This is a genomic window from Ruegeria sp. CDSC081, from assembly GCF_059610485.1.
Window position 1 is genome coordinate 43126 of sequence record NZ_JBXWNS010000009.1, and the last position, 19690, is coordinate 62815.

Consider the following 19690-nt stretch of genomic DNA (forward strand, 5'->3'; position numbering starts at 1 on the left):
GTGTTTGGCTACTGCGTGACCAAAAGCCGGCATTCATGCATGTTGCAGCATTCGTGACTTTGGGCTCAAAACAGACTAGCGACGTCCGCGGCAAGAGCCCGAGCAGACTACGTGCCAGTGGTCCACGCCATCGGCTATAGTTGGGCGGCGCATCTGGCGCCGCCTCTATTTTCGGGTGTGACCTCTGATCAGAGGCTGTCGTCCAGAGCCGCCAGAATCGCGTCGCCCATTTCCGTGGTGGAAACCGGCGTGACCCCTTCGTCGGCCAGCAGGTCGCCGGTGCGGACACCATCGGCCAGGACTTTTTCGATAGCGGCTTCCAGTCGGTCAGCCTCGGCCCCCTGATCGAAGCTGTAGCGCAGTGCCATGGCAAAGCTCAGGATACAGGCGATCGGGTTGGCTTTGCCCTGACCGGCGATATCGGGGGCGGAACCGTGGACCGGCTCGTACATCGCCTTGGGGCGGCCATTGGCCATTGGTGAGCCCAGGGAGGCGGACGGCAGCATGCCCAGTGAACCGGTCAGCATCGCGGCACAGTCCGACAGGATGTCACCAAACAGGTTGTCAGTGACGATCACATCAAACTGCTTGGGCGCACGCACCAGCTGCATCGCGCCATTGTCGGCATACATGTGGCTTAGCTCGACCTCGGGATAGTCCTGAGCGACCCGGTTTACGACTTCGCGCCATAGAATGCCGGATTCCATGACATTGGCCTTTTCCATCGAGCACAGTTTCTTGTTCCGGCGCATCGCCAGCTCAAAAGCCGAGCGTGCGGCGCGTTCGATCTCGGATTCGGTATAGCGCTGGGTGTTGATGCCGACGCGTTCGTTGCCTTCTTCGAAGATGCCGCGGGGCTCACCGAAATAGACGCCCGAGGTCAGCTCGCGCACGATCATGATATCTAGACCGGCAACGATGTCTTTCTTCAGCGACGAGAAATCCGCCAGCGCGTCAAAGCACTGCGCCGGGCGCAGGTTCGAATACAGGTCCATCTCTTTGCGCAGCCGCAGCAAGCCGCGCTCGGGCTTGAGGCTGAAATCCAGATCGTCGTATTTGGGTCCACCAACAGCACCCAGCAGAACTGCGTCCGCCTCCTGCGCCTTGGCCATGGTTTCGTCCGACAGCGGTTTGCCATGGGCGTCATAGGCGGCACCGCCGACCAGATCCTCGCTCACGTCGAATTCCAGGCCGCGCTTGGCACCGAACCAGTCGATGATACGGCGCACTTCGGCCATGACTTCGGGGCCAATTCCGTCTCCGGGCAGGATGAGGAGCGAGGGGTTGGACATGAAGGATCTCCTTGCGTTTGACAGCAAAGGCCCTAGCGCCTGCGCCGCATCGGGTCAATGAGACGAACCGGCCTAAACGCAGGTTCTGGACGGGAAATCGGGTTTCCGTGCCCTTGCTACGTCACGGATAGTGTGAATCGGTCAGAGATCGGCCTTTATCCCTTCGGCCAACATATCCCAGACTCGTCGGATTCGTGTCGTTTGCCGCATCGCCTGCGGTGCGGCAAGCCAAACCGGCAGCGCAGGGATTTCGACGTTTATGTCCAAAACCTCTACCTCTGGGTCGGCCTCGGCAACTCTCACGGCGCTAAAACCGATACCGCAGCCCGCGCGGACCAGTTCCCAATAGGCAGTCTGAAAGTCGCAGCGTGTGGCAAAGTTGTCCCGGTTCACGGGCCAGCCCATTTCGCGCATGCCGATAATGATCTGCTCGTTCGCATCAAACCCGACAAGGTCATGACTCAACAGATCGTCGGGAGAATTGGGGCGGCCGGCACGATCCAGATAGGACCGGCTTGCGCAAAAGCACAGTCTGATTTCCCCCAGATGTTTCGTGATGATGTCCATCTGTTCCGGCCGAAACATCCGCACTGCGATATCGGCCTCGCGGTAGAGCAGGTTCTCGGTGGCATCGGTGGCGACCAGTTCCAGTTGTATCGCGGGTTCTGCTGCCCGTATTTGGGCCAGAATCGGCGGCAGCAGGTGATGAGAGGCAAAGACCGACGCGGTGATGCGCACCGACCCCTCCAATTCCTGAGACTGGCCTGCGGCCGTTAGGCTGAACGCGTTCATGGCTACGTGCATCTGTTGCGCCATCGGGAAAAGCTGCGCTCCGACTTCACTTAGCTTCAAGCCCCGAGCATGCCTGTCAAACAGCGAGACGCCAAGCTCATCCTCAAGTGCGTGGATCTGGCGACCCAGGGTGGGCTGGCTGCGGTTCAACTGCCGGGCAGCGGCAGACAAAGATCCGGTTTCCGCTACGGCCAGAAAGCTTTGGATCAGAGACCAGTCAGAGTGGGTGATAGATTTGTCCATTCAAAAATGAATACACGTTCTGCGTTTGGCGGCAATTCCTGAATTGAACTGAATGGCTCATATTAGATGGACAAGAGGAGGCTTATATGACGGGAACAGTCCTTATTCTGGGTGCGACGGGTCGGTTTGGACGCAATGCCGCAATAGCTTTTCGCGAGGCGGGCTGGACCGTACACTGCTTTGATCGCAAGACGCAGGACCTGAAGCGATCTGTCGAAGGAGTGGATGTTGTCGTCAATGCCTGGAATCCGGCCTATCCGGACTGGGCGCGACAAGTCCCCGAACTGCATCGTGACGTGATCAATGCGGCAGCGGATCACGGTGCAACTGTGATCCTTCCCGGCAATGTCTATGTTTTTGGCGCGCAAACGCCGGGGCCATGGTCGGGTGCAACACCGCATGCGGCACAAAATCCCCTGGGCAGGATCCGGGTTGAGATGGAAGAAGCCTATCGAAAATCCTCGGTAAGAACGATTCTTCTCAGGGCAGGTGATTTTATTGACACTTGCGCCTCGGGGAACTGGTTCGATCAGGTCATGATCAAGCCTTTGGCACGCGGCAAGATGGTTTATCCCGGTCGCCCGGATATACCACACGCCTGGGCCTATCTGCCCGACCTGACCCGAGCGGCCGTTGCGTTGGCTGATATCCGCCAGGACCTTCCCCGTTTCTGCGAGGTTCCTTATGCCGGGTTTACCCTGACCGGCCGGGATATTGCGCAATCTTTGTCGCGGGTAACCGGTGCCGAAATAGCTGTCAGCCCAATGAAATGGTGGCCGATTCAGGCACTGCGGCCCTTCTGGAAGTTGGCGCCACATCTGGTTGAGATGCGCTATCTATGGGATCTGCCGCATAGTTTGGACGGCGCATTCTTTGACGACCTTATCCCTGGATTTCAGACGACCGACTTGGACGCGGCGATGGCTTCTGCGATCCCGAAAACAGCCAAGCAGAACGCGACCTTGGTCAGAACTGCCCGGGCCTGACCAGCGTTAGCGATGTCCCAGGTCCACCCAAACAAGCCGGTGCCGGCTGGCCTGTTCGGCGATTGCACGCAGGTCTGCGCCCGTGTCGGGCCAAAAGATGCCCGCATCCACAACGCGTAGATCTGCCGAGGGCAGAACGTAATCTACCCGCATTTCTCCGACGGCTTTCCACTCAACCGTGGCCAATGCCCCCGAGGGGGTGGCAGGCCTTGCATCCTGCAACCGCGGGTCTGCCAGCAAGCCCTGGATAGCCTCTTTCCGGCCTTCCCCGCGCGTGGGATCCAGATTTGCATCCCCAGCAATCACGAAAGGCCCGAGTGGGGCAGGGCCTAGAGCACCGTCCAGCACAGCGTTCCACAAGCGAATTTCGTCACGATTGCGCAACCCGTTCCGGTCCTCGGGTCCGTCGAAAACGGGCGGGGTCGCGTGAAATGTCATCAGGTTCAGGTGGCCGATCGGGGACTCGATTGGTACGATCCAATGTGCCACCGAGGACAGTCGCTGAATGCGCTGGGCGGCTTCAGAGGGAAATGGCGTGCCATCGACCGTCGGCAGATCAGCCCCCGGCAGGTCGCGCCACAATACTCCCGAGAAATCCTGCATGTCGTCATGGCCTATGGGAAACCGGGACAGAATGGCCAGCCCGCCCTGACCGGTGAACTCGCCATAGCCTTGGGAATCTCTTGGTCCATTGGCCTGCCCGTCCCCGTCCAGATCCAGACTGGTTTCCATTCCTGAATTAGGCTTGGCGGTAAAGCGATAGGGATAGTCCAGCCCCTCGTCGCGCAGCGCCTCACCGAATGCGGTCAGCGTTTCGCCATTGAGATCCCAGTCGATGCCCTGCAAGGCAACGATATCGGGTTGGGTTTCCAACAACACCCGCATCACAGCACGAACCTGCGCATCCTCGCGCCGGATATCGCGCAGCAGAATGCCCGGTCCTTTACGGCTGAGTTCGGTGTTGAAGGTGGCTATGCGTATCGTCTCTGCCTGTGCCGCGAATGGCAGCAAAAGCAGCAGAAAAACACGAATCATGCGGTCTGTGTTGTTTCAGTCGTAGAATAGGCGCGGCGTTTTTCGACAATCAGGTTTGCAATGCGCAGTGTCGCCATTCCCCGCATGATCATGCTAGCAGGCAGAAAGGCCCAAGCGCTCAACGTCCAGATCAGCGTCTGGGGGCTGTTCAGCGAGATCGGGCTCACATAATCGGTCAGGATCTTGATCAGAGCCGGGATTACAAACGGCAGCAGGACGCCGATCGAGATGTTCAACCGTCCATCACGCTGCAGACGGGTCACGACATCGCCACCCTTGGTCGGATCGAACAGCGGCAGATTGGTCCAGACGTTGAAGGCTCCGTTTCCGGTGGGCCAACCACGTATTTTCACCGCGTAGTAGAAACTGGCGATTGTGACCATAGCTGCGACATAGGCCACACTGGCAGCGATACGAACAAGTTCGATCAGCGGCGCGCTTGCGTTGACAGGCAGCATCAACACGATCAGACGCACGGGTGAATAGGGGAAATCGACCACATTGGCGACGCCCAACCCGATCACATAAAAACCTGAGGTCAATTCTGTCGGCGAATAGGCGTTTTTGCAGATCAGCGTCAGGAAAGCGACCATCGAAACCAGCCCAACAAAGCGCAGGCGGTTCACCGGTGGTGCGTCGCGAAATTCAATAAAGCTTGGGAAGGCCGAATTATATTCGGCGAAGGTCAGGAAAAACGCGAGAATGGCGAGAAAGACGACAATCTCGGTCCCATTCGTTGATGATACGGGCAAGTACAACGCGGGTGTCAGCACTAAAAGTGCAACCAATATTCCCCGAATTGCCGCCCCTGTTGTGCGCGCAATCACTATCCGAACCCTTTCAAACTGGATTAGCCGATTCTTTGCCGACTTCATTCCAACTTGTGCCTGCCACGTTACCGTTGCAGCAGATGTCATCTCTCACCAATTTTTTGCCATGGTGGGTGCCTGTACCCGCCGACATTGGCGATAAGCGACATTTCGCTCAAGCCAGGTGGCAGAAAACACTCAATTTTGGGCAAAATGATGGCGCAACTGGTGCGGGATTGCATCATTTTTGACGCAAATCCGACGTGTGTTTCAAGTCGAGACCTATATGTAGTGGTTTCGCCGTTCAGAACCCCAAGAAGGCGAATGGGGACGCCGTGGCGTCCCCATAAAGTTGAGTATCAACAGATTCGTTCCCAGAATCACACCCAGGGGCGTGCCTGGCCCGCATGATCCTCGAACTTCTCGATGTGATGGTCTTTTTCCATCGTCAGGCCAATATCGTCCAGACCGTTCAGCAGGCAGTGCTTACGATGAGAATCCACCTCGAATTCGATCACGACACCATCGGATGTGGTGATCTGCTGATCTTCCAGATGCACGGTCATGCGGGCGTTTTCGCCTCTATGCGCGTCTTCCATCAGAACCGCATGATGTTCTTCCTCGACCACGATGGGCAGGATGCCGTTCTTGAAGCAGTTGTTGAAGAAGATGTCGGCAAAGCTGGTCGAGATCACAACCTTGATGCCGAAATCCTTGATCGCCCAGGGCGCGTGTTCGCGCGATGAGCCGCAGCCGAAATTGTCGCCGGCCACCAGAATCTCGGTTTGCCGATAGGCGGGTTTGTTCAGAATGAACTCTTCATTCTCACCGCCGTGATCGTGATAGCGCATCTCGTCAAACAGTACGACGCCAAGGCCGGATCGTTTGATCGTTTTCAGGTGCACTTTCGGAATGATCATATCGGTGTCGATATTGATCAATGGCATCGGGGCGGCCACCCCGTGGACTTTGTCAAACTTTTCCATGTCTACACTCCTGCGGGGGAGGGCCGCGCCCATGCCCCGCGTTTAAGCTTGTTTCGCTTCAGTTGTTTCGCCTTTGGGTGCGTCTTTGATGAAGAGCGCCATGAAGACCAGCCCCAGACCGTTGAACACCATTTCGATCCCCAACAGGATGCCGAGCAGTTGCAACAGCACGACGGGATCGGTTGCTGCGAACCGCCAGATGAGCATCGCCAGAACAATCGACATCACGCCCGAGATCATTGTCGCCCAGAAATACTGCGTACCTTTCATCTGGAACGACAAAATGACCCGCGCGATACCGCCTGCCATAAACAGGATCAGGCAGACCGTCGCCAGCGTCACGGTGCCCTGCAGCGGGTGATCCAGGAAGGACCAGCCCAGAAACAGCATCACCGCACCCATAAAAAGCGACAGGATCTTGTTGCCGGTGCCCTCGACGGTGAACCCGCCGACCACCTGCAATGCCCCTGAAATCAGCAGCAGTACGCCGGTCACCACCGTTACGGCAATCGACGCCACTGCAGGCGCGCCCAGCACAAAAAGGCCGAACACTATGGACAGAAGCCCCATCAGGAGCCATTTGATCCAGTCACTCATGTCTTAAATCCCTCAAATATCCAGTTATGAGGGCAGCTTACATCAACTCGCGGACGTCTGTCAGCCGTCCTGTGATTGCCGCTGCGGCAGCCATTGCGGGGCTTAGCAGGTGGGTGCGCCCGCCGCGGCCCTGACGGCCTTCGAAGTTGCGGTTCGAGGTCGCGGCGCAGCGCTCGCCCGGTTGCAACTGATCGGGGTTCATCGCAAGGCACATGGAACATCCCGCCAGACGCCATTCGAACCCGGCCTCTTTGAAGATCTCGGCCAGACCTTCTTCCTCGGCCTGCGCGCGGACAAGGCCTGAACCGGGCACAACCATCGCCCGCATCCCGTCCTTGATCTTTTTGCCCTTCAGAATCTCGGCAGCGGCGCGCAGGTCCTCGATGCGGCCGTTGGTGCAGGACCCGATAAAGACGGTGTCGATTTCAACGTCGCTGAGCTTCTGACCGGCTTCCAGACCCATATATTCGATCGACCGGCGGGCCGCATCGACTTTGCCGCCTTCGAAATCCTCGGGGTGAGGCACGGATGCAGTGATCGGCAGCACGTCCTCGGGGCTGGTGCCCCAGGTGACGACCGGCGCGATGTCTTCGCCGCGCAGGGTGATGACCTTGTCGAAATGCGCGTCTTCGTCGGTGAACAGCGTTTTCCACCAGTCCATCGCCGCTTCCCACTGGGCCCCTTTCGGTGCGTGTGGGCGGCCTTTGACATATTCGAACGTGGTCTCATCCGGGGCGATCAGGCCGGCGCGGGCGCCGCCTTCGATGGCCATGTTGCAGACGGTCATGCGGCCTTCCATCGACAGATTGCGGATGGCTTCGCCGCAATATTCGATGACATAGCCGGTGCCACCAGCAGTGCCGGTCTCGCCGATCACGGCCAGAGTGATATCCTTGGCGGTCACGCCCGGCTGCAGTGTGCCGGTGATTTCCACCTTCATGTTCTTGGATTTCTTCTGGATCAGGGTCTGCGTGGCCAGAACGTGTTCAACCTCGGACGTGCCGATGCCATGGGCCAGCGCGCCAAAGGCACCGTGCGTTGCGGTGTGGCTGTCGCCGCAAACAACAGTCATGCCGGGCAGGGTCCAGCCCTGTTCCGGGCCGACGATATGCACGATGCCCTGGCGAACGTCATTCACCGGGTAATAGTGAATGCCGAAATCCTTGGCGTTCTTGTCCAGTGCCTCGACCTGAATGCGCGATTCGGGGTTTTCGATGCCGTTCACGCGATCCGGCGTGGTGGGCACGTTGTGATCCGGTACCGCGATGGTCTTTTCCGGTGCGCGCACCGGGCGGCCGGCCATGCGCAGCCCTTCAAAGGCCTGCGGACTGGTCACTTCGTGAACCAGATGGCGGTCGATATACAGCAGGCATGTGCCATCATCGGCTTCGTGCGCGACATGGGCATCCCAGATCTTGTCATAGAGTGTTTTGGGGGACATCGGTCCTCTCCCGTATGTATTGAGATTTAGCTGGCGAGTGGCTGGACGCCGCTTATAGGCGGGCCAGAACCGTGCGGGCGGCCCCAAAGAACCGTTCACGCAGTCGCGTGCGGTCTTGCAACGTAGGTGCTGGGGTCAGATTGAGTCTCATGCGCATCAGATATATCGCGTCAGTCCGTCAATCAAGGCGCAATCCGGCGACGGGCTTGCATCATGCGCCAACGCTGTCCAAGCTGGCAAGCAGGAGACGTGCATGAACCCAGACCTGATACCCAGTTCGCTGTCTGATCTGTATCAGACCATGATCGAGGCCTTTTCCCTGCAATTCGATAGACTGGTCGATCTGGTCATTACACCGGGCTGGCGCCAACATCAGCTGGTCATCATCCTGGGTCTCTGGGCGCTGGCCTATGTGTTGAAGCTGGTTACGCAGGGCCGATGGGAGGCCTGGGCCCGTGCCCGTTCTGGTTGGCCCAAATGGCGGTTGCGTACGCTGATCCAGCTGATGCAACGTCTGACGCTTGTCTATTTCGTCACGCTGTCCTGGATGCTGTATCTGGTGATGCAGCAGATCACCTGGCCATCGCGCAGCTATATCATCGGGGTGGTGGCAACATTGGCGACCGCCTGGCTGGCGATTGCGCTAGTGGCCCGTCTGGTCCGAAACCGGACGTTGCGGCGAATTTTCAAATGGGCAATGTGGGCTTATGCGACGCTGATTGCGCTAAACTTGACCGATGACGTCGCTGGGTTTCTGGATGGGGTGGCGATCTCGATCGGGGATCTGCACCTCTCGGCGTTGGGCATCCTCAAGGCGCTTTTGCTGATCGGCGTGCTGTTGACGCTGGCCCGCCTGGGTACCGGCGCTGCTGAACGTGGCCTCAAACGCAATGACGATATCTCGCCGTCAATGCAGGTCTTGTTGGCCAAGGGATTACAGGTCGTCATCTATGGCGCCGTCTTCATGGCCGCCATTCGGACGCTGGGCTTTGATTTGACGGGTATTGCGCTGTTGTCGGGGGCCATTGGTGTCGGCATCGGCTTTGGTTTGCAGAAAGTGGTGTCGAATCTGATCTCGGGCATCATCATCCTGATGGATCGGTCGATCAAACCGGGTGATGTGATTTCGCTGGGCGACACGTTCGGCTGGATCAACGCGCTGGGCGCGCGCTATGTCTCGGTGGTCACGCGGGATGGGCGCGAATACCTTATCCCGAACGAGGATTTGATCACCAATCAGGTGGTGAACTGGTCGCATTCGGACCGGTTCGTGCGGCTGGATCTGACATTTGGCACAAGTTACACGGATGACCCCCATAATGTGCGTGCAACGGCCATCCATGCGGTTAAATCTGTCGAGCGTGTGCTCAGTGGCAGCGGACATGACGCGGTCTGCCACATTACGGGGTTCGGCGACAGCAGCGTGGATTACGTGCTGCGATTCTGGATCAGCGATCCGACCAAAGGGCTGACCAATATACGGGGCAATGTCTATCTGGCGCTGTGGGACGCATTCAAGGCTGAAGGCATCTCGATCCCGTTCCCGCAGCGAGAGGTGCGCGTGCTGAATGACGACACCGATGCGCAACAGCTTGCCACCGACTAAGCAAACGTTGCGGCCCTTTCGCCCCGTGTTCATTGAAATGTTGCAATCTCCTTGCTACCTTATTAGTACCCCGGCGCCGGGATATCATGGCGCGCAGCAAAGGAGGACTATGTCCTGTCTCTACACACTCAGGCGGGTTTGCCCGCCGAAGATGGGGCCAATATGATGGCCCAGTCTCAGTCAATCAGCGACAAGCTGCTTGAACGTATCCTTTCCTCACTTTCCGATGACAAGGCCGAAGACGTCGTGCAGATCAACCTGCAGGGCAAGTCGTCCGTCGCGGATCACATGGTTATTGCCTCGGGTCGATCGACCCGTCAGGTCTCGGCCATGGCGGAAAAGCTGACGGATCGCATCAAGCAGGAATTCGGATTCACCTCGAAGGTCGAAGGCAAGGATGCCGGCGACTGGGTGCTGATCGATACGGGCGATGTGGTCGTTCATATCTTCCGCCCCGAAGTGCGTGAATTCTATCAGCTGGAAAAGATGTGGCAGCCTGCGGGCAGCAGCGCCTCGGCGAACTGAGGCGCTATCCCGGCCTGCATTAACGGGCCGGAGGCGAGAGAGATATGCGGATCAGCATAGTTGCGGTCGGGCGATTGCGCGCCGGACCCGAGAAATCCCTGCTTGATGATTACCTGACCCGATTTGATCGGACCGGCCGCACGCTGGGCCTTGGGCCTGCGCGGGTGATCGAGGTTGAAGACAAGAAAAACGCAGGGATGGGGGCCGAGGCCACATTGCTGCGCAAGGCGCTGCCCAAAGGCACCGTAATCTGCACGCTGGATGAACGGGGGCGGGTGATGTCCTCGCCCGATTTTGCCCAAAAGCTGGGCGGTTGGCGCGATGCGGGGCGGCAGGATCTGGCGCTGATCATTGGCGGTGCCGACGGAATAGATCCTGATCTGCGCGCCGAGGCGGATTTCTCCATCTCTTTCGGGTCCATGGTCTGGCCCCACATGCTGGTCCGTGTGATGCTGGCCGAGCAACTTTATCGGGCCGCAACCATCCTGTCGGGCGGTCCCTATCACCGGGTCTGACATGGCGCAGCTATTGATCGTTTACCATTCACGCACCGGCGGCGCCCGGCAGATGGCCGAAGCTGCTGCCGAAGGTGCGCACGATGAGGCCGACACCGTTTTGAAACCCGCAGAGCGGGCCGGACCCCAAGATCTGCAGGCCGCAGATGGTTATATCTTCTGCGCACCCGAAAACCTGGCGGCGATTTCGGGCGTGATGAAAGAGTTTTACGACCGCTGTTATTATCCGGTTCTTGGTCGCATCGAAGGTCGCCCCTTTGCCCAGATGATCTGTGCCGGGTCCGACGGGCAGAATGCGGCACGACAGACGGCCCGAATTGCAACCGGATGGCGGCTGAAAGAAGTTCAGTCGCCGCTGATTATCTGCACCCATGCACAAACGCCCGAGGCGATCCTGGCCGAAAAACGCATCCCTGAAGAGGCGCTGCAGACATGCCGCGACTTGGGGCAGGCGATGGCCGCAGGGCTGGCGTTGGGCGTATTCTGAGGTCAGTTCAGCGGCACAACAATGGTTTCGTCTGCCCAGCCATCCACGCTGCAACGGGCCTGTATTTGGACCTGAGATGTACCATCAGGAATTGCCACCCCGCCCAGCGAGCGGGTAAATGGCTGTTCCGTCTCATGCGGGTGATGCAACACACGCATCCCCAGCTCATTCCTATCCATATCCAGCACACGCCAGCCATCGGCATAGTGATCCCATCCGGTGTCCGGATGCCGGATCGTCACATCGAAACGCCAACTGCCACCGCTGGACGAGGCGTTGACCTGCTCGATCGTTGGCGGATCGGCAAGGGCGGGGCTGGCCAGAAAGGTGCAGAGAATCACATATCGCATGTTTCGATCCTAAACTCTTGGCGGGCCCCACAAAGGTTTTCTTTTTGGCTGCATAGCGTTTCGCGCGGGTAGATCCGACTCCAAACGGAGGGCTGGGGAATTGTCCACGGCAGCAAACCGACATCCTAGTGCTGCCAGACCGTCAACAGCACGTGGGCAACTTCTATGCAACCAGTTGCAATCACTATGGTATCAGAGCATCACATGAAACGTATTTTGCTCGCACAACCAATACCTTCAGTATGGTTCGTTATCGAGCAAGGTCGATCTGCATGTCGGGATCAATTCCTCTATTTGCTCCACAAGTATGTCAAGATCACTCAGTTGCGTTCGGTGATTGGAAATGGCGCAGCGCAGCGCATAGGTCGACCCAACTCTCGTGTCAGAGAGCGCCGCAACCCCATCTTCCTGCAGTCGCAGCATGACTTCTCGGTTGAGGGCTTCGAGATTGGATTCCGTCAAATTGGGCAGGCAAACGCGAAAGCACACGATGTCCAACATAGGATCGGCCAATAGTTCGATATCCTTTGCCACTCGGATGCGATCCGCCAGATACTCTGCTTGGTTGATGTTCTGGTCGATCAGCCGACCAAATTTTTCGACACCATGTTCCTTCAGGCTCATCCAAACCTTAAGCGCCCGGAACCCGCGCGATGTCTGAATGCCAAAATCATGTAGCCAATCGGCAGCGGCCACGCCGCGTGGTTCCTTCTCCAAATATGACTGGCTAAGCGCGAAAGTATCAACATGTTGCGATTTGTCTTTGACCACGCAACAGCCAACTTCAAACGGTGCATGCAGCCATTTATGTGGATCCAGCGCAACAGAGTCAGCTTTGTCCAAACCTTTTAGTTTATCTCCGTTTTTAGGAGCGATAGCGGCTAGCGCTCCGATGCAACCGTCCACGTGAAGCCAGAGACCTTCGCGCCGGGACACATCTGCGAGTGCGGACAAATCGTCAATTGCGCCGGTGTTGATAGTTCCAGCTGTTGCGATAATGGCGACTGGCTGGATGCCATGCGCGCGGTCTTCGGCAATCTGTGCACGCAAGGCTGTAACGTCCATCGTATAGTCTGATCGGGATGGCAGGCACCGCAGGGAATTTGATCCAAGGCCCAGCACTTCCATTGCAGTCAGATGGCAGCCATGAACCTGATCGGACGCATAAAACGCTAGCTTAGCACCGCCGACCCCGTGTTCCCTGATGGTTTGCTGGCCGAGCGCTGTGTTGCGCGCAACCGTGAGGCCTATCAGGTTGGCTACGGAGCCACCACTGGTCAAGGTTCCACTAGCACCAGCCGGGAACCCGACCATGGTCTTGAGCCAGTCCACCACTTGCTGGTCCATAAGAGCTGCGGCGTGATTTCCGCCGCCGAGGTTTGACCCCAGAATGGCAGCTAAAAAGTCGCCGAGAGCGCCGGTAAAATTGCTGGCACCCATATACCACATCCAAAACCTGGGATGGATGTTACCCATTGGATAGGGCAGCAAGTTGGTTTTCATCTCTTCAAAGACTGTATCAAGTGGCATTCCCGATCTCGGTAGCGCTTCTTTGTATGTCGTGCGCACACTGTCTGGCATGTTTTGCCAAACAGGAGATTCGCGCACATTGGAAAGCCGAGACACAGCTTCATCCACCATGCGGTACGCCGTGGCACGCATGGCTTCCCAGTCTTCCGGGTCGAGTGTTTCTTCCTGATGCAGCATTCTGTCCATTACTCGGCCGCCATTTGCGCACTTGGTGTGGACAGGGAAATCGCGCGTTCCTCGTCGGTCATCTCGGCCTCGATGTCGTCAAACAAAGGCGTCGAAAGATAGCGTTCAGCCGTATCTGGCAACATCGCCAAAATAACGGATCCTTCAGGGGCGGTCTTAGCAACTTGCAGTGCTGCCAGAACCGTGCCGCCACCTGACACCCCCGTCAGAATGCCCTCCTTCTGGGCAAGCTGCAGTGCCATATTGATCGCGCCAGGACCGGCGACAGGCATCAGTTCGTCAAATGATCCATTGTCCAAAGCTTCTTGCAACACAGCTGGGATAAAGTCAGGTGACCAACCTTGAAACGGGTGTGGTTGCCAAGCCGAATGACCGGCGACAGGGCTGCCATCAGAATTGCGATCCTGCGCAATCCCACTTCCTACGAGTCCGGCATTCTCGGGTTCGGTCAGAATAATCCGGGTATCGGGTGACTCGCGACGCAGCACGCGCGCGACTCCGGTCAATGTGCCTCCTGTGCCAAATCCCGTTACAAAATGCGTCAGCCGCTTATCCTTGAAATCTGCGATAATTTCAGGACCTGTTGTCATTTCATGAACTTTTGCATTCGCGCCCGTTTCAAATTGACGGGCCAGAAACCAACCGTTGGCCTCGGCCAGCTCCACCGCCTTGTTGTACATTCCCATCGCCTTTTCGGCCCGCGGTGTCAGCACCACTTTCGCCCCCAACACCCGCATGAGGCGCCTCCGCTCGACGGAAAAACTGTCCGCCATTACGATCACCAATGGATAGCCCTTTGCAGCACACACCATCGCCAGACCAATCCCGGTGTTGCCGCTGGTTGCCTCAACAACCGTTTGGCCTGGTTTTAGCGCCCCGCTTTTCTCGGCTTCTTCGATAATGCTAAGCGCTAACCTGTCTTTGACAGATGCTGCGGGATTGAAAAACTCGGCTTTGACAAAAAGCTCTACGTGATCGGGTGCCAAATTGTTGATCCGGACTACCGGCGTTTGTCCGATTGTTTCGTTGATATTTGCGTAAATCACTTTCCTAGCCCCTCTTTGAATGGATGATGTTCTGCATTAATGTACTGACTTTGCCCGATGGTTCGCGCACAAGCTTGCAGACAGCTTGTAGAAATGGTGTAGAATTCCGCGACTTCTGATAGATTTCTTTCATGAAATTCTGTTTTGGCAATTTCGAGCTGGACCACGCTGCCGCTGAATTGCGGTATTCGGACGGTCAAGGCGTTCATCTTGAACGGCAAGTTTTCCTGTTGCTGAGCTTATTGGTCCAAAACGGCTCGCGCGTGACGACATTGGACGAAATTGTCACCAAAATCTGGAATGGCGCACCAATTTCAGACGCCGCTATTGCAAGCCGTATCCGATCTGCCCGTGCCGCTTTGGGGGATGACGGGAAAACGCAAAGCATCATCCGCACGATCCGGGGACAGGGCTTTCGGTTCGAATTGCCGGTGACCAAAAAGGTCGACGCAAACCTCGCAGAGACGCTGATCATCAATGAAGGGGTCGCTCCATCCATTGCCGTGTTGCCGTTTCAGGCCTTTGGAGAAACAGATCAGGCTAGGGTGATCGCTCCGGCCCTTGCACATGAATTGATTGTGTCGTTGTCGCTGACAAAGTGGGTGACGGTCATTGCGCGCGCCTCAAGTTTCCAACTCGGTAGCGTTGCAAACACGCAAAGTGTGCGCGAGCAGTTAGATGTAAGATATGTGCTGTCGGGTAGCGTCGAGATTAACGGACCAAATCTGACCGTGTCTCCGGTGCTTGCTGCTGCGGATTCCGGACAAGTGATCTGGGCTGATCGCTACACTGGCCTGATTGATGACATTTTTTCTATCAAGGCCGATGTCACCAATTCTGTAGTAGCGGCGGTCGAACTCCATGTTCCGCGCCATCAGGCCGCCGAGGCCCGACGGCAGGATATTGAATCCCTCGACGCCTGGAGCTTTTTCCACCTTGGACTAAACCACATTTATCGGTTCACCCAAGAAGACAACGCTTTGTCTGCCAGATATTTCAAAGAAGCTCTTGCCCGTGCGCCCAATTTTGCACGTGCCCATGCCGGGCTTTCTTTCGTTTCTTTCCAGAAGGCGTTTACCGGTTTCGGCGCTGATCGCGGTGTTGCCGCTCAGGATGCCTTATCTGCTGCTGAACGGGCAATGGAACAGGCCCCCGATGACCCGTTTTCCAATTTTGTGCTTGGGCGGAGCTATTGGATTCAGCAAGATTTGGATACTGCGGTGCATTACTTGCAACAGGCTGTTTCGCTAAATCCAAATTATGCGCAGGGTCACTACTCGCTCGGTCTAGTGCAAGCGTTGAACGGCGTCAGTGATAACATTGACCAACGTGCAGATCTGGCGACGCGTCTCAGCCCGCTAGACCCGTTGCTCTATGGAATGCACGGCATGAAAGCATGGGCACGGATCAACAGTTGCCAATGGGAAGAGGCCGCGCATTGGGGGGATCTGTCTGCACGCACACCCGGCGCGCATTTCCTCATCGATATGTTAGCGGCTATGGCCCATCAGGCGAATGGAAACATAGAAGACGGCCGTAGATTTGCTGATTGCGCCCGCAAGCGTCGCCCGGACGCGTCACTAGATCATTTTTTCGCGGCCTTCCCCCTTCCTAAGGGTGAGGCAAGAAACACAACACGTGCAGCGCTTACAGCGTTAGGATTCTAGGATTACGTCAGATATCAGCGCCGTGATTGGTTTTGGTGGGCGACCAAAAAGTAATGAGCGCCGTTACCAACGATAACTAGTCATTGGATTGAGGCGCAGCAATCGGCATTTTGGGCTCAAATCAGCAATTCATTGTGCGTTGATTAAAAAGTTCGTTTCGACCCACACGAAAACCAGCTCGTAACAAGGAAGAACTAAAGGCGACGCAGTAACGCCACAGCCATGGCATTAGATCACGACGGCGTATTGTCTGCCTGTGCCAGTAGGATCGCGCGGGATTGCGAGGCGAATTCGCGTCGGTAAAGCAGGCCTGCAGTGATAACTGTGCCGACGATCAACGCGAGTGGCCCCAGAAACCATGCAAGCAAGGCCAGTGCGAAATAGGTAGAGCGCAGCCCGCGGTTAAAGCTGCGGGCGGCGGTGACACAGATCTCGGCCGATTGCGTGGCGCGGGGATAGGCGATGGGATTTTCGGGCTCATTCGGGACCGCGGCCATCAGTACCGCGCAATAGCCGAACAGACGATGCGCCCAGACATATTTCAGAAAGGCATTGGCCAGCAGCAGCACGACGGCGAGTATCTTGATCTCCCACACCAGGGCTGGAAAGCTGCCGATGGCCAGATCACTGGCGACACCGGCCAGACGCTCGGTATTGCCCAGCAGGGCCAGTCCCCCACCGATGGCAATCATCGTGGTCGAGGCAAAGAAGGTACTGCCTTGCCGCATCGTGGCCACGACCTGCGCGTCAAACATCCTTGGCTGGCGTGTGACCATCTCGCGCATCCAGTCGCGGCGATACTCATCCATCATCAAGGCCACTGACCGCTTCTTTGGCGACGGGTTTTCGATCATCCACCCAAGGCACAGCCAGGCCCCCATCATCAGCGTTATGGCGGCAAAATCCAAAGGGGCAAACAGAGCGGCGCGGTCAATCCAGGTCATGGCCGTGACAGTACTTCCGGAAGTCGGAACTTGCCATACTGACAAATTGGTAATATTATTTTACCAAACCAAGGAGCCTGCCATGGAAATGCCAAAGCCAAGCCCTGATGTCTTGCGTCGCAAAGATGCGGTGGTGGCGCGCCTGTCGGGGGTTCTGCCGGACGACGCGATCATTCATGACCCGGCCGAGACACGCGCCTATGAATGCGATGCTTTGACCGCCTATAGATGCCCGCCGATGCTGGCGGTTTTGCCTTCGACCACGCAGCAGGTCTCGGATATCTTGCGCATTTGCCATGACGAAGGCGTGCCGGTGGTGCCGCGCGGTGCAGGTACGTCGCTGGCCGGGGGGGCGCTGCCAACAGCTGATTGCGTCATACTGGGCGTGGCCCGGATGAACGACGTGCTGGAGGTTGATTATGACAACCGATTCATCAAGGTCCAGACCGGGCGCACCAACCTGAGCGTCACCGGCGCGGTCGAGGAAGAGGATTTCTTTTATGCCCCCGATCCGTCGTCGCAACTGGCTTGTGCGATTGCGGGCAATATCGCGATGAATTCCGGCGGGGCGCATTGCCTGAAATACGGGGTGACCACGAACAACCTGCTGGGTGTGACCCTGGTGATGATGGATGGCAGCGTCGTCGAAATCGGTGGCGCGAATCTGGACGCGGCGGGTCTTGACCTGCTGGGGGTGATCTGCGGGTCCGAAGGGCAACTGGGCGTTGTCACCGAAGCGACCCTGCGCATCCTGCGCAAGCCCGAAGGCGCACGGCCCGTCCTGATGGGGTTTGATGACAATGAAATCGCAGGCCAATGCGTTTCGGACATCATCAAGTCCGGTATCTTGCCTGTTGCGATTGAGTTCATGGATCGCCTGTGCATTCAGGCCTGCGAAAACTTTGCACATGCCGGGTATCCGGAATGCGAAGCATTGTTGATTGTCGAGGTCGAAGGCTCGGAGGCCGAGATCGACAGCCAGCTGGCCAAGATTGTCGAGATTGCAAAACGCCACGATCCGGTCGAGCTGCGCGAGAGCCAGTCGGCGGATGAAAGCGCCCGGATCTGGTTGGGCCGCAAATCGGCCTTTGGCGCCATGGGGCAGATGAACGACTATATGTGCCTGGATGGGACCATCCCGGTATCGGCGCTGCCCGCTGTATTGCGCCGGATTGGTGAGCTGAGCGATGAGTTCGGCCTGCCGGTTGGAAATGTATTCCATGCCGGCGACGGGAACATGCACCCTTTGATCCTGTTTGATGCCAACAAACCCGGCGACCTCGAAAAATGTGAGGCGTTCGGGGCGGAAATCCTGAAACTTTGTGTGGATGAGGGCGGTTGCCTGACCGGCGAGCACGGTGTGGGAATTGAAAAGCGCGATCTGATGCATCATCAATATGCCCCTGCCGATCTTGAGGCGCAGATGGCGGTTAAGGATGTGTTCGATCCAGGATGGTTGCTGAACCCCGCCAAAGTGTTCCCGCTGGATGCCTCCGAATCCCGTCGCGACCCGCAAATGGCTGCAAATAGGCTCTAACAAAGAGAAATATGATGAAACCCACGTCAGAAACTGAACTGGCCCAGATGGTGGCCGGGTTGACAGGCGCCGTGCGTATCGCCGGCGGCGGCACCCGTGGTATCGCGGGGCCTGACGAAGTGATTGAGACCGGCAGGCTGACCGGCATCACACTGTATGAACCCGGTGCCCTGACGCTGGTTGCGCAGGCCGGGACACCGTTGGCCGAGGTTGAGGCCGCATTAGACGCCGAGGGCCAGCAACTGGCATTTGAACCGATGGACCACCGCGGCTTGCTGGACACCGAAGGCGAGCCGACAATCGGCGGTGTGGTTGCTGCTAACATTTCCGGGCCACGCCGAATTCAGGCGGGAGCATGCCGCGATTTCTTGCTGGGTGTACGATATGTCAATGGCGCCGGGCAGGTGATCAAAAATGGCGGTCGGGTGATGAAGAATGTCACCGGCTATGATCTGGTCAAGCTGATGTGCGGGTCCTGGGGGACTTTGGGCGTGCTGACCGAAGTATCGCTGAAAGTCCTGCCCAAGCCGGACCACACAGCAACCCTGTCAGTGACCGTATCTGATGCAGATGCAGCGATAAAAACGCTGTCCGCAGCGCTTAGATCTCCGTTCGAGGTCACTGGCGCAGCTTATGACCCGGAAGGCGAAAAGGCCTTAATTAGAGTCGAAGGTTTTGCCGATTCCGTCGCTTACAGAACCGAGAGGCTGACATCCGAACTGTCTGGGTTCGGCCAGATCGCAAATGTCGATGAACCGGCAACGCTGTGGACGGCGATCCGCGATGTTCACGGGTTCCGGGGCAAGACTGGCGACGTGTGGCGTCTGTCTGTCACGCCCGGTGACGCCCCGATGATCGCGGCGCGGGCCAAGGCTGAACAGGTGCTTTACGACTGGGGTGGCGGTCTGATCTGGCTGCGCCTTCCTGCGGGAACCGATTTGCGGGCGCGTCTTGGCACCTTCTCGGGCCATGCAACCCTTGTGCGTGGCGATGCGGAAACGGTCGAGAGGCTGGGGCGGTTCCAGCCTGAGAATGCAGCAGTAGAGGCTCTAACAAAATGTATTCGGGCGAAGTTTGACCCCCGAGGGCTGTTTAACCCGGGGCTGATGGGGTAGG

20 protein-coding genes are annotated in these 19690 nt (G+C 57.5%); 8 read left to right on the forward strand and 12 right to left on the reverse strand.

Annotated features, from left to right (window positions below; translation table 11 throughout):
• Nucleotides 1-188: 188 nt before the first annotated feature.
• Together leuB and AC2FH9_RS16115 are read right to left on the reverse strand one after the other, a co-directional pair.
• Entirely contained in the window at nucleotides 189-1292 is a 1104-nt protein-coding gene (gene leuB / locus AC2FH9_RS16110; protein WP_142638396.1) for a 3-isopropylmalate dehydrogenase, read from the reverse strand.
• A gap of 141 nt (nucleotides 1293-1433) precedes the next feature.
• The gene (locus AC2FH9_RS16115) at nucleotides 1434-2327 is read right to left on the reverse strand and encodes a LysR family transcriptional regulator (RefSeq protein ID WP_496689880.1); all 894 of its coding nucleotides are present in this window, start codon (nucleotides 2325-2327) and stop codon (nucleotides 1434-1436) included.
• Nucleotides 2328-2413: 86 nt separating this feature from the next.
• Between AC2FH9_RS16115 and AC2FH9_RS16120 the strand changes: the two genes are divergently transcribed.
• The gene (locus AC2FH9_RS16120; protein WP_496750542.1) at nucleotides 2414-3313 is read left to right on the forward strand and encodes a sugar nucleotide-binding protein; all 900 of its coding nucleotides are present in this window, start codon (nucleotides 2414-2416) and stop codon (nucleotides 3311-3313) included.
• 6 nt (nucleotides 3314-3319) lie between these two features.
• On the opposite strand, the gene AC2FH9_RS16125 is transcribed toward AC2FH9_RS16120, so the two are convergent.
• From AC2FH9_RS16125 to AC2FH9_RS16150, 6 genes are all read right to left on the reverse strand, one after another.
• A complete protein-coding gene (locus tag AC2FH9_RS16125) occupies nucleotides 3320-4348 on the reverse strand; it encodes an endonuclease/exonuclease/phosphatase family protein (protein ID WP_496697306.1) in 1029 nt (342 codons plus the stop codon).
• Nucleotides 4345-5175 carry a hypothetical protein gene (locus AC2FH9_RS16130; protein WP_496692682.1) on the reverse strand — a complete coding sequence of 277 codons (831 nt, stop codon included), beginning with the start codon at nucleotides 5173-5175 and terminating at the stop codon, nucleotides 4345-4347. Before AC2FH9_RS16130 ends, AC2FH9_RS16125 begins: the two co-directional genes overlap by 4 nt.
• A gap of 362 nt (nucleotides 5176-5537) precedes the next feature.
• Nucleotides 5538-6143: a 3-isopropylmalate dehydratase small subunit gene (gene leuD, locus AC2FH9_RS16135; protein ID WP_142638386.1), complete on the reverse strand. Its 606-nt coding sequence runs from the start codon at nucleotides 6141-6143 to the stop codon at nucleotides 5538-5540.
• Between the two features lie 42 nt (nucleotides 6144-6185).
• The gene (locus AC2FH9_RS16140; RefSeq protein WP_496872216.1) at nucleotides 6186-6740 is read right to left on the reverse strand and encodes an HdeD family acid-resistance protein; all 555 of its coding nucleotides are present in this window, start codon (nucleotides 6738-6740) and stop codon (nucleotides 6186-6188) included.
• 37 nt (nucleotides 6741-6777) lie between these two features.
• Complete coding sequence (gene leuC / locus AC2FH9_RS16145) at nucleotides 6778-8181, reverse strand: 3-isopropylmalate dehydratase large subunit (protein ID WP_496697309.1); 1404 nt, start codon at nucleotides 8179-8181, stop codon at nucleotides 6778-6780.
• 52 nt (nucleotides 8182-8233) lie between these two features.
• Nucleotides 8234-8332, reverse strand: a complete 99-nt coding sequence (locus AC2FH9_RS16150; RefSeq protein ID WP_271950909.1) for an isopropylmalate isomerase — start codon at nucleotides 8330-8332, stop codon at nucleotides 8234-8236.
• Nucleotides 8333-8434: 102 nt separating this feature from the next.
• On the opposite strand from AC2FH9_RS16150, the gene AC2FH9_RS16155 reads away from it, so the two are divergent.
• From AC2FH9_RS16155 to AC2FH9_RS16170, 4 genes are all read left to right on the forward strand, one after another.
• Nucleotides 8435-9787 carry a mechanosensitive ion channel family protein gene (locus AC2FH9_RS16155; RefSeq protein ID WP_496750538.1) on the forward strand — a complete coding sequence of 451 codons (1353 nt, stop codon included), beginning with the start codon at nucleotides 8435-8437 and terminating at the stop codon, nucleotides 9785-9787.
• A 162-nt stretch (nucleotides 9788-9949) separates the two neighbouring features.
• The gene (gene rsfS / locus AC2FH9_RS16160; RefSeq protein WP_496750536.1) at nucleotides 9950-10312 is read left to right on the forward strand and encodes a ribosome silencing factor; all 363 of its coding nucleotides are present in this window, start codon (nucleotides 9950-9952) and stop codon (nucleotides 10310-10312) included.
• Nucleotides 10313-10356: 44 nt separating this feature from the next.
• A complete protein-coding gene (rlmH, locus tag AC2FH9_RS16165; RefSeq protein WP_496872218.1) occupies nucleotides 10357-10827 on the forward strand; it encodes a 23S rRNA (pseudouridine(1915)-N(3))-methyltransferase RlmH in 471 nt (156 codons plus the stop codon).
• A gap of 1 nt (nucleotide 10828) precedes the next feature.
• Complete coding sequence (locus tag AC2FH9_RS16170) at nucleotides 10829-11314, forward strand: flavodoxin family protein (RefSeq protein ID WP_496697314.1); 486 nt, start codon at nucleotides 10829-10831, stop codon at nucleotides 11312-11314.
• A gap of 2 nt (nucleotides 11315-11316) precedes the next feature.
• Here AC2FH9_RS16170 and AC2FH9_RS16175 read toward each other — a convergent pair whose 3' ends face one another.
• The 3 genes from AC2FH9_RS16175 to AC2FH9_RS16185 all read right to left on the reverse strand — a co-directional run bounded on the left by AC2FH9_RS16175 (nucleotide 11317) and on the right by AC2FH9_RS16185 (nucleotide 14426).
• Complete coding sequence (locus tag AC2FH9_RS16175) at nucleotides 11317-11664, reverse strand: hypothetical protein (RefSeq protein WP_496697316.1); 348 nt, start codon at nucleotides 11662-11664, stop codon at nucleotides 11317-11319.
• A 237-nt stretch (nucleotides 11665-11901) separates the two neighbouring features.
• Nucleotides 11902-13371: a pyridoxal phosphate-dependent decarboxylase family protein gene (locus AC2FH9_RS16180; RefSeq protein ID WP_496872221.1), complete on the reverse strand. Its 1470-nt coding sequence runs from the start codon at nucleotides 13369-13371 to the stop codon at nucleotides 11902-11904.
• Between the two features lie 8 nt (nucleotides 13372-13379).
• Nucleotides 13380-14426, reverse strand: a complete 1047-nt coding sequence (locus tag AC2FH9_RS16185) for a PLP-dependent cysteine synthase family protein (protein WP_496750533.1) — start codon at nucleotides 14424-14426, stop codon at nucleotides 13380-13382.
• Between the two features lie 131 nt (nucleotides 14427-14557).
• Here AC2FH9_RS16185 and AC2FH9_RS16190 point away from each other — a divergent pair, with 131 nt between their 5' ends.
• Nucleotides 14558-16093, forward strand: a complete 1536-nt coding sequence (locus AC2FH9_RS16190; RefSeq protein WP_496703047.1) for a winged helix-turn-helix domain-containing protein — start codon at nucleotides 14558-14560, stop codon at nucleotides 16091-16093.
• 233 nt (nucleotides 16094-16326) lie between these two features.
• Here AC2FH9_RS16190 and AC2FH9_RS16195 read toward each other — a convergent pair whose 3' ends face one another.
• Nucleotides 16327-17037 (reverse strand): DUF599 domain-containing protein, encoded by a 711-nt coding sequence (locus tag AC2FH9_RS16195; protein WP_496697322.1) that lies wholly within the window; start codon nucleotides 17035-17037, stop codon nucleotides 16327-16329.
• A gap of 82 nt (nucleotides 17038-17119) precedes the next feature.
• On the opposite strand from AC2FH9_RS16195, the gene AC2FH9_RS16200 reads away from it, so the two are divergent.
• Both AC2FH9_RS16200 and AC2FH9_RS16205 read left to right on the forward strand, forming a co-directional pair.
• On the forward strand, nucleotides 17120-18574 hold the full coding sequence (locus AC2FH9_RS16200; RefSeq protein WP_496750528.1) for an FAD-linked oxidase C-terminal domain-containing protein: 1455 nt from the start codon (nucleotides 17120-17122) through the stop codon (nucleotides 18572-18574).
• A gap of 14 nt (nucleotides 18575-18588) precedes the next feature.
• A complete protein-coding gene (locus tag AC2FH9_RS16205) occupies nucleotides 18589-19689 on the forward strand; it encodes an FAD-binding protein (protein WP_496872227.1) in 1101 nt (366 codons plus the stop codon).
• Nucleotide 19690 lies beyond the last annotated feature (1 nt).

What these genes read in the sequence shown, in the direction of transcription:
- AC2FH9_RS16180 (WP_496872221.1), bottom strand. Translation starts at nt 13,371, where the DNA reads ATGCTGCATCAGGAAGAAACACTCGACCCGGAAGACTGGGAAGCCATG.
- AC2FH9_RS16115 (WP_496689880.1), bottom strand. Translation starts at nt 2,327, where the DNA reads ATGGACAAATCTATCACCCACTCTGACTGGTCTCTGATCCAAAGCTTT.
- leuB (WP_142638396.1), bottom strand. Translation starts at nt 1,292, where the DNA reads ATGTCCAACCCCTCGCTCCTCATCCTGCCCGGAGACGGAATTGGCCCC.
- AC2FH9_RS16150 (WP_271950909.1), bottom strand. Translation starts at nt 8,332, where the DNA reads ATGAGACTCAATCTGACCCCAGCACCTACGTTGCAAGACCGCACGCGA.
- AC2FH9_RS16175 (WP_496697316.1), bottom strand. Translation starts at nt 11,664, where the DNA reads ATGCGATATGTGATTCTCTGCACCTTTCTGGCCAGCCCCGCCCTTGCC.
- leuD (WP_142638386.1), bottom strand. Translation starts at nt 6,143, where the DNA reads ATGGAAAAGTTTGACAAAGTCCACGGGGTGGCCGCCCCGATGCCATTG.
- AC2FH9_RS16190 (WP_496703047.1), top strand. Translation starts at nt 14,558, where the DNA reads ATGAAATTCTGTTTTGGCAATTTCGAGCTGGACCACGCTGCCGCTGAA.
- AC2FH9_RS16195 (WP_496697322.1), bottom strand. Translation starts at nt 17,037, where the DNA reads ATGACCTGGATTGACCGCGCCGCTCTGTTTGCCCCTTTGGATTTTGCC.
- AC2FH9_RS16125 (WP_496697306.1), bottom strand. Translation starts at nt 4,348, where the DNA reads ATGATTCGTGTTTTTCTGCTGCTTTTGCTGCCATTCGCGGCACAGGCA.
- AC2FH9_RS16200 (WP_496750528.1), top strand. Translation starts at nt 17,120, where the DNA reads ATGGAAATGCCAAAGCCAAGCCCTGATGTCTTGCGTCGCAAAGATGCG.
- leuC (WP_496697309.1), bottom strand. Translation starts at nt 8,181, where the DNA reads ATGTCCCCCAAAACACTCTATGACAAGATCTGGGATGCCCATGTCGCG.
- AC2FH9_RS16170 (WP_496697314.1), top strand. Translation starts at nt 10,829, where the DNA reads ATGGCGCAGCTATTGATCGTTTACCATTCACGCACCGGCGGCGCCCGG.
- AC2FH9_RS16155 (WP_496750538.1), top strand. Translation starts at nt 8,435, where the DNA reads ATGAACCCAGACCTGATACCCAGTTCGCTGTCTGATCTGTATCAGACC.
- rsfS (WP_496750536.1), top strand. Translation starts at nt 9,950, where the DNA reads ATGATGGCCCAGTCTCAGTCAATCAGCGACAAGCTGCTTGAACGTATC.
- AC2FH9_RS16140 (WP_496872216.1), bottom strand. Translation starts at nt 6,740, where the DNA reads ATGAGTGACTGGATCAAATGGCTCCTGATGGGGCTTCTGTCCATAGTG.
- rlmH (WP_496872218.1), top strand. Translation starts at nt 10,357, where the DNA reads ATGCGGATCAGCATAGTTGCGGTCGGGCGATTGCGCGCCGGACCCGAG.
- AC2FH9_RS16120 (WP_496750542.1), top strand. Translation starts at nt 2,414, where the DNA reads ATGACGGGAACAGTCCTTATTCTGGGTGCGACGGGTCGGTTTGGACGC.
- AC2FH9_RS16205 (WP_496872227.1), top strand. Translation starts at nt 18,589, where the DNA reads ATGAAACCCACGTCAGAAACTGAACTGGCCCAGATGGTGGCCGGGTTG.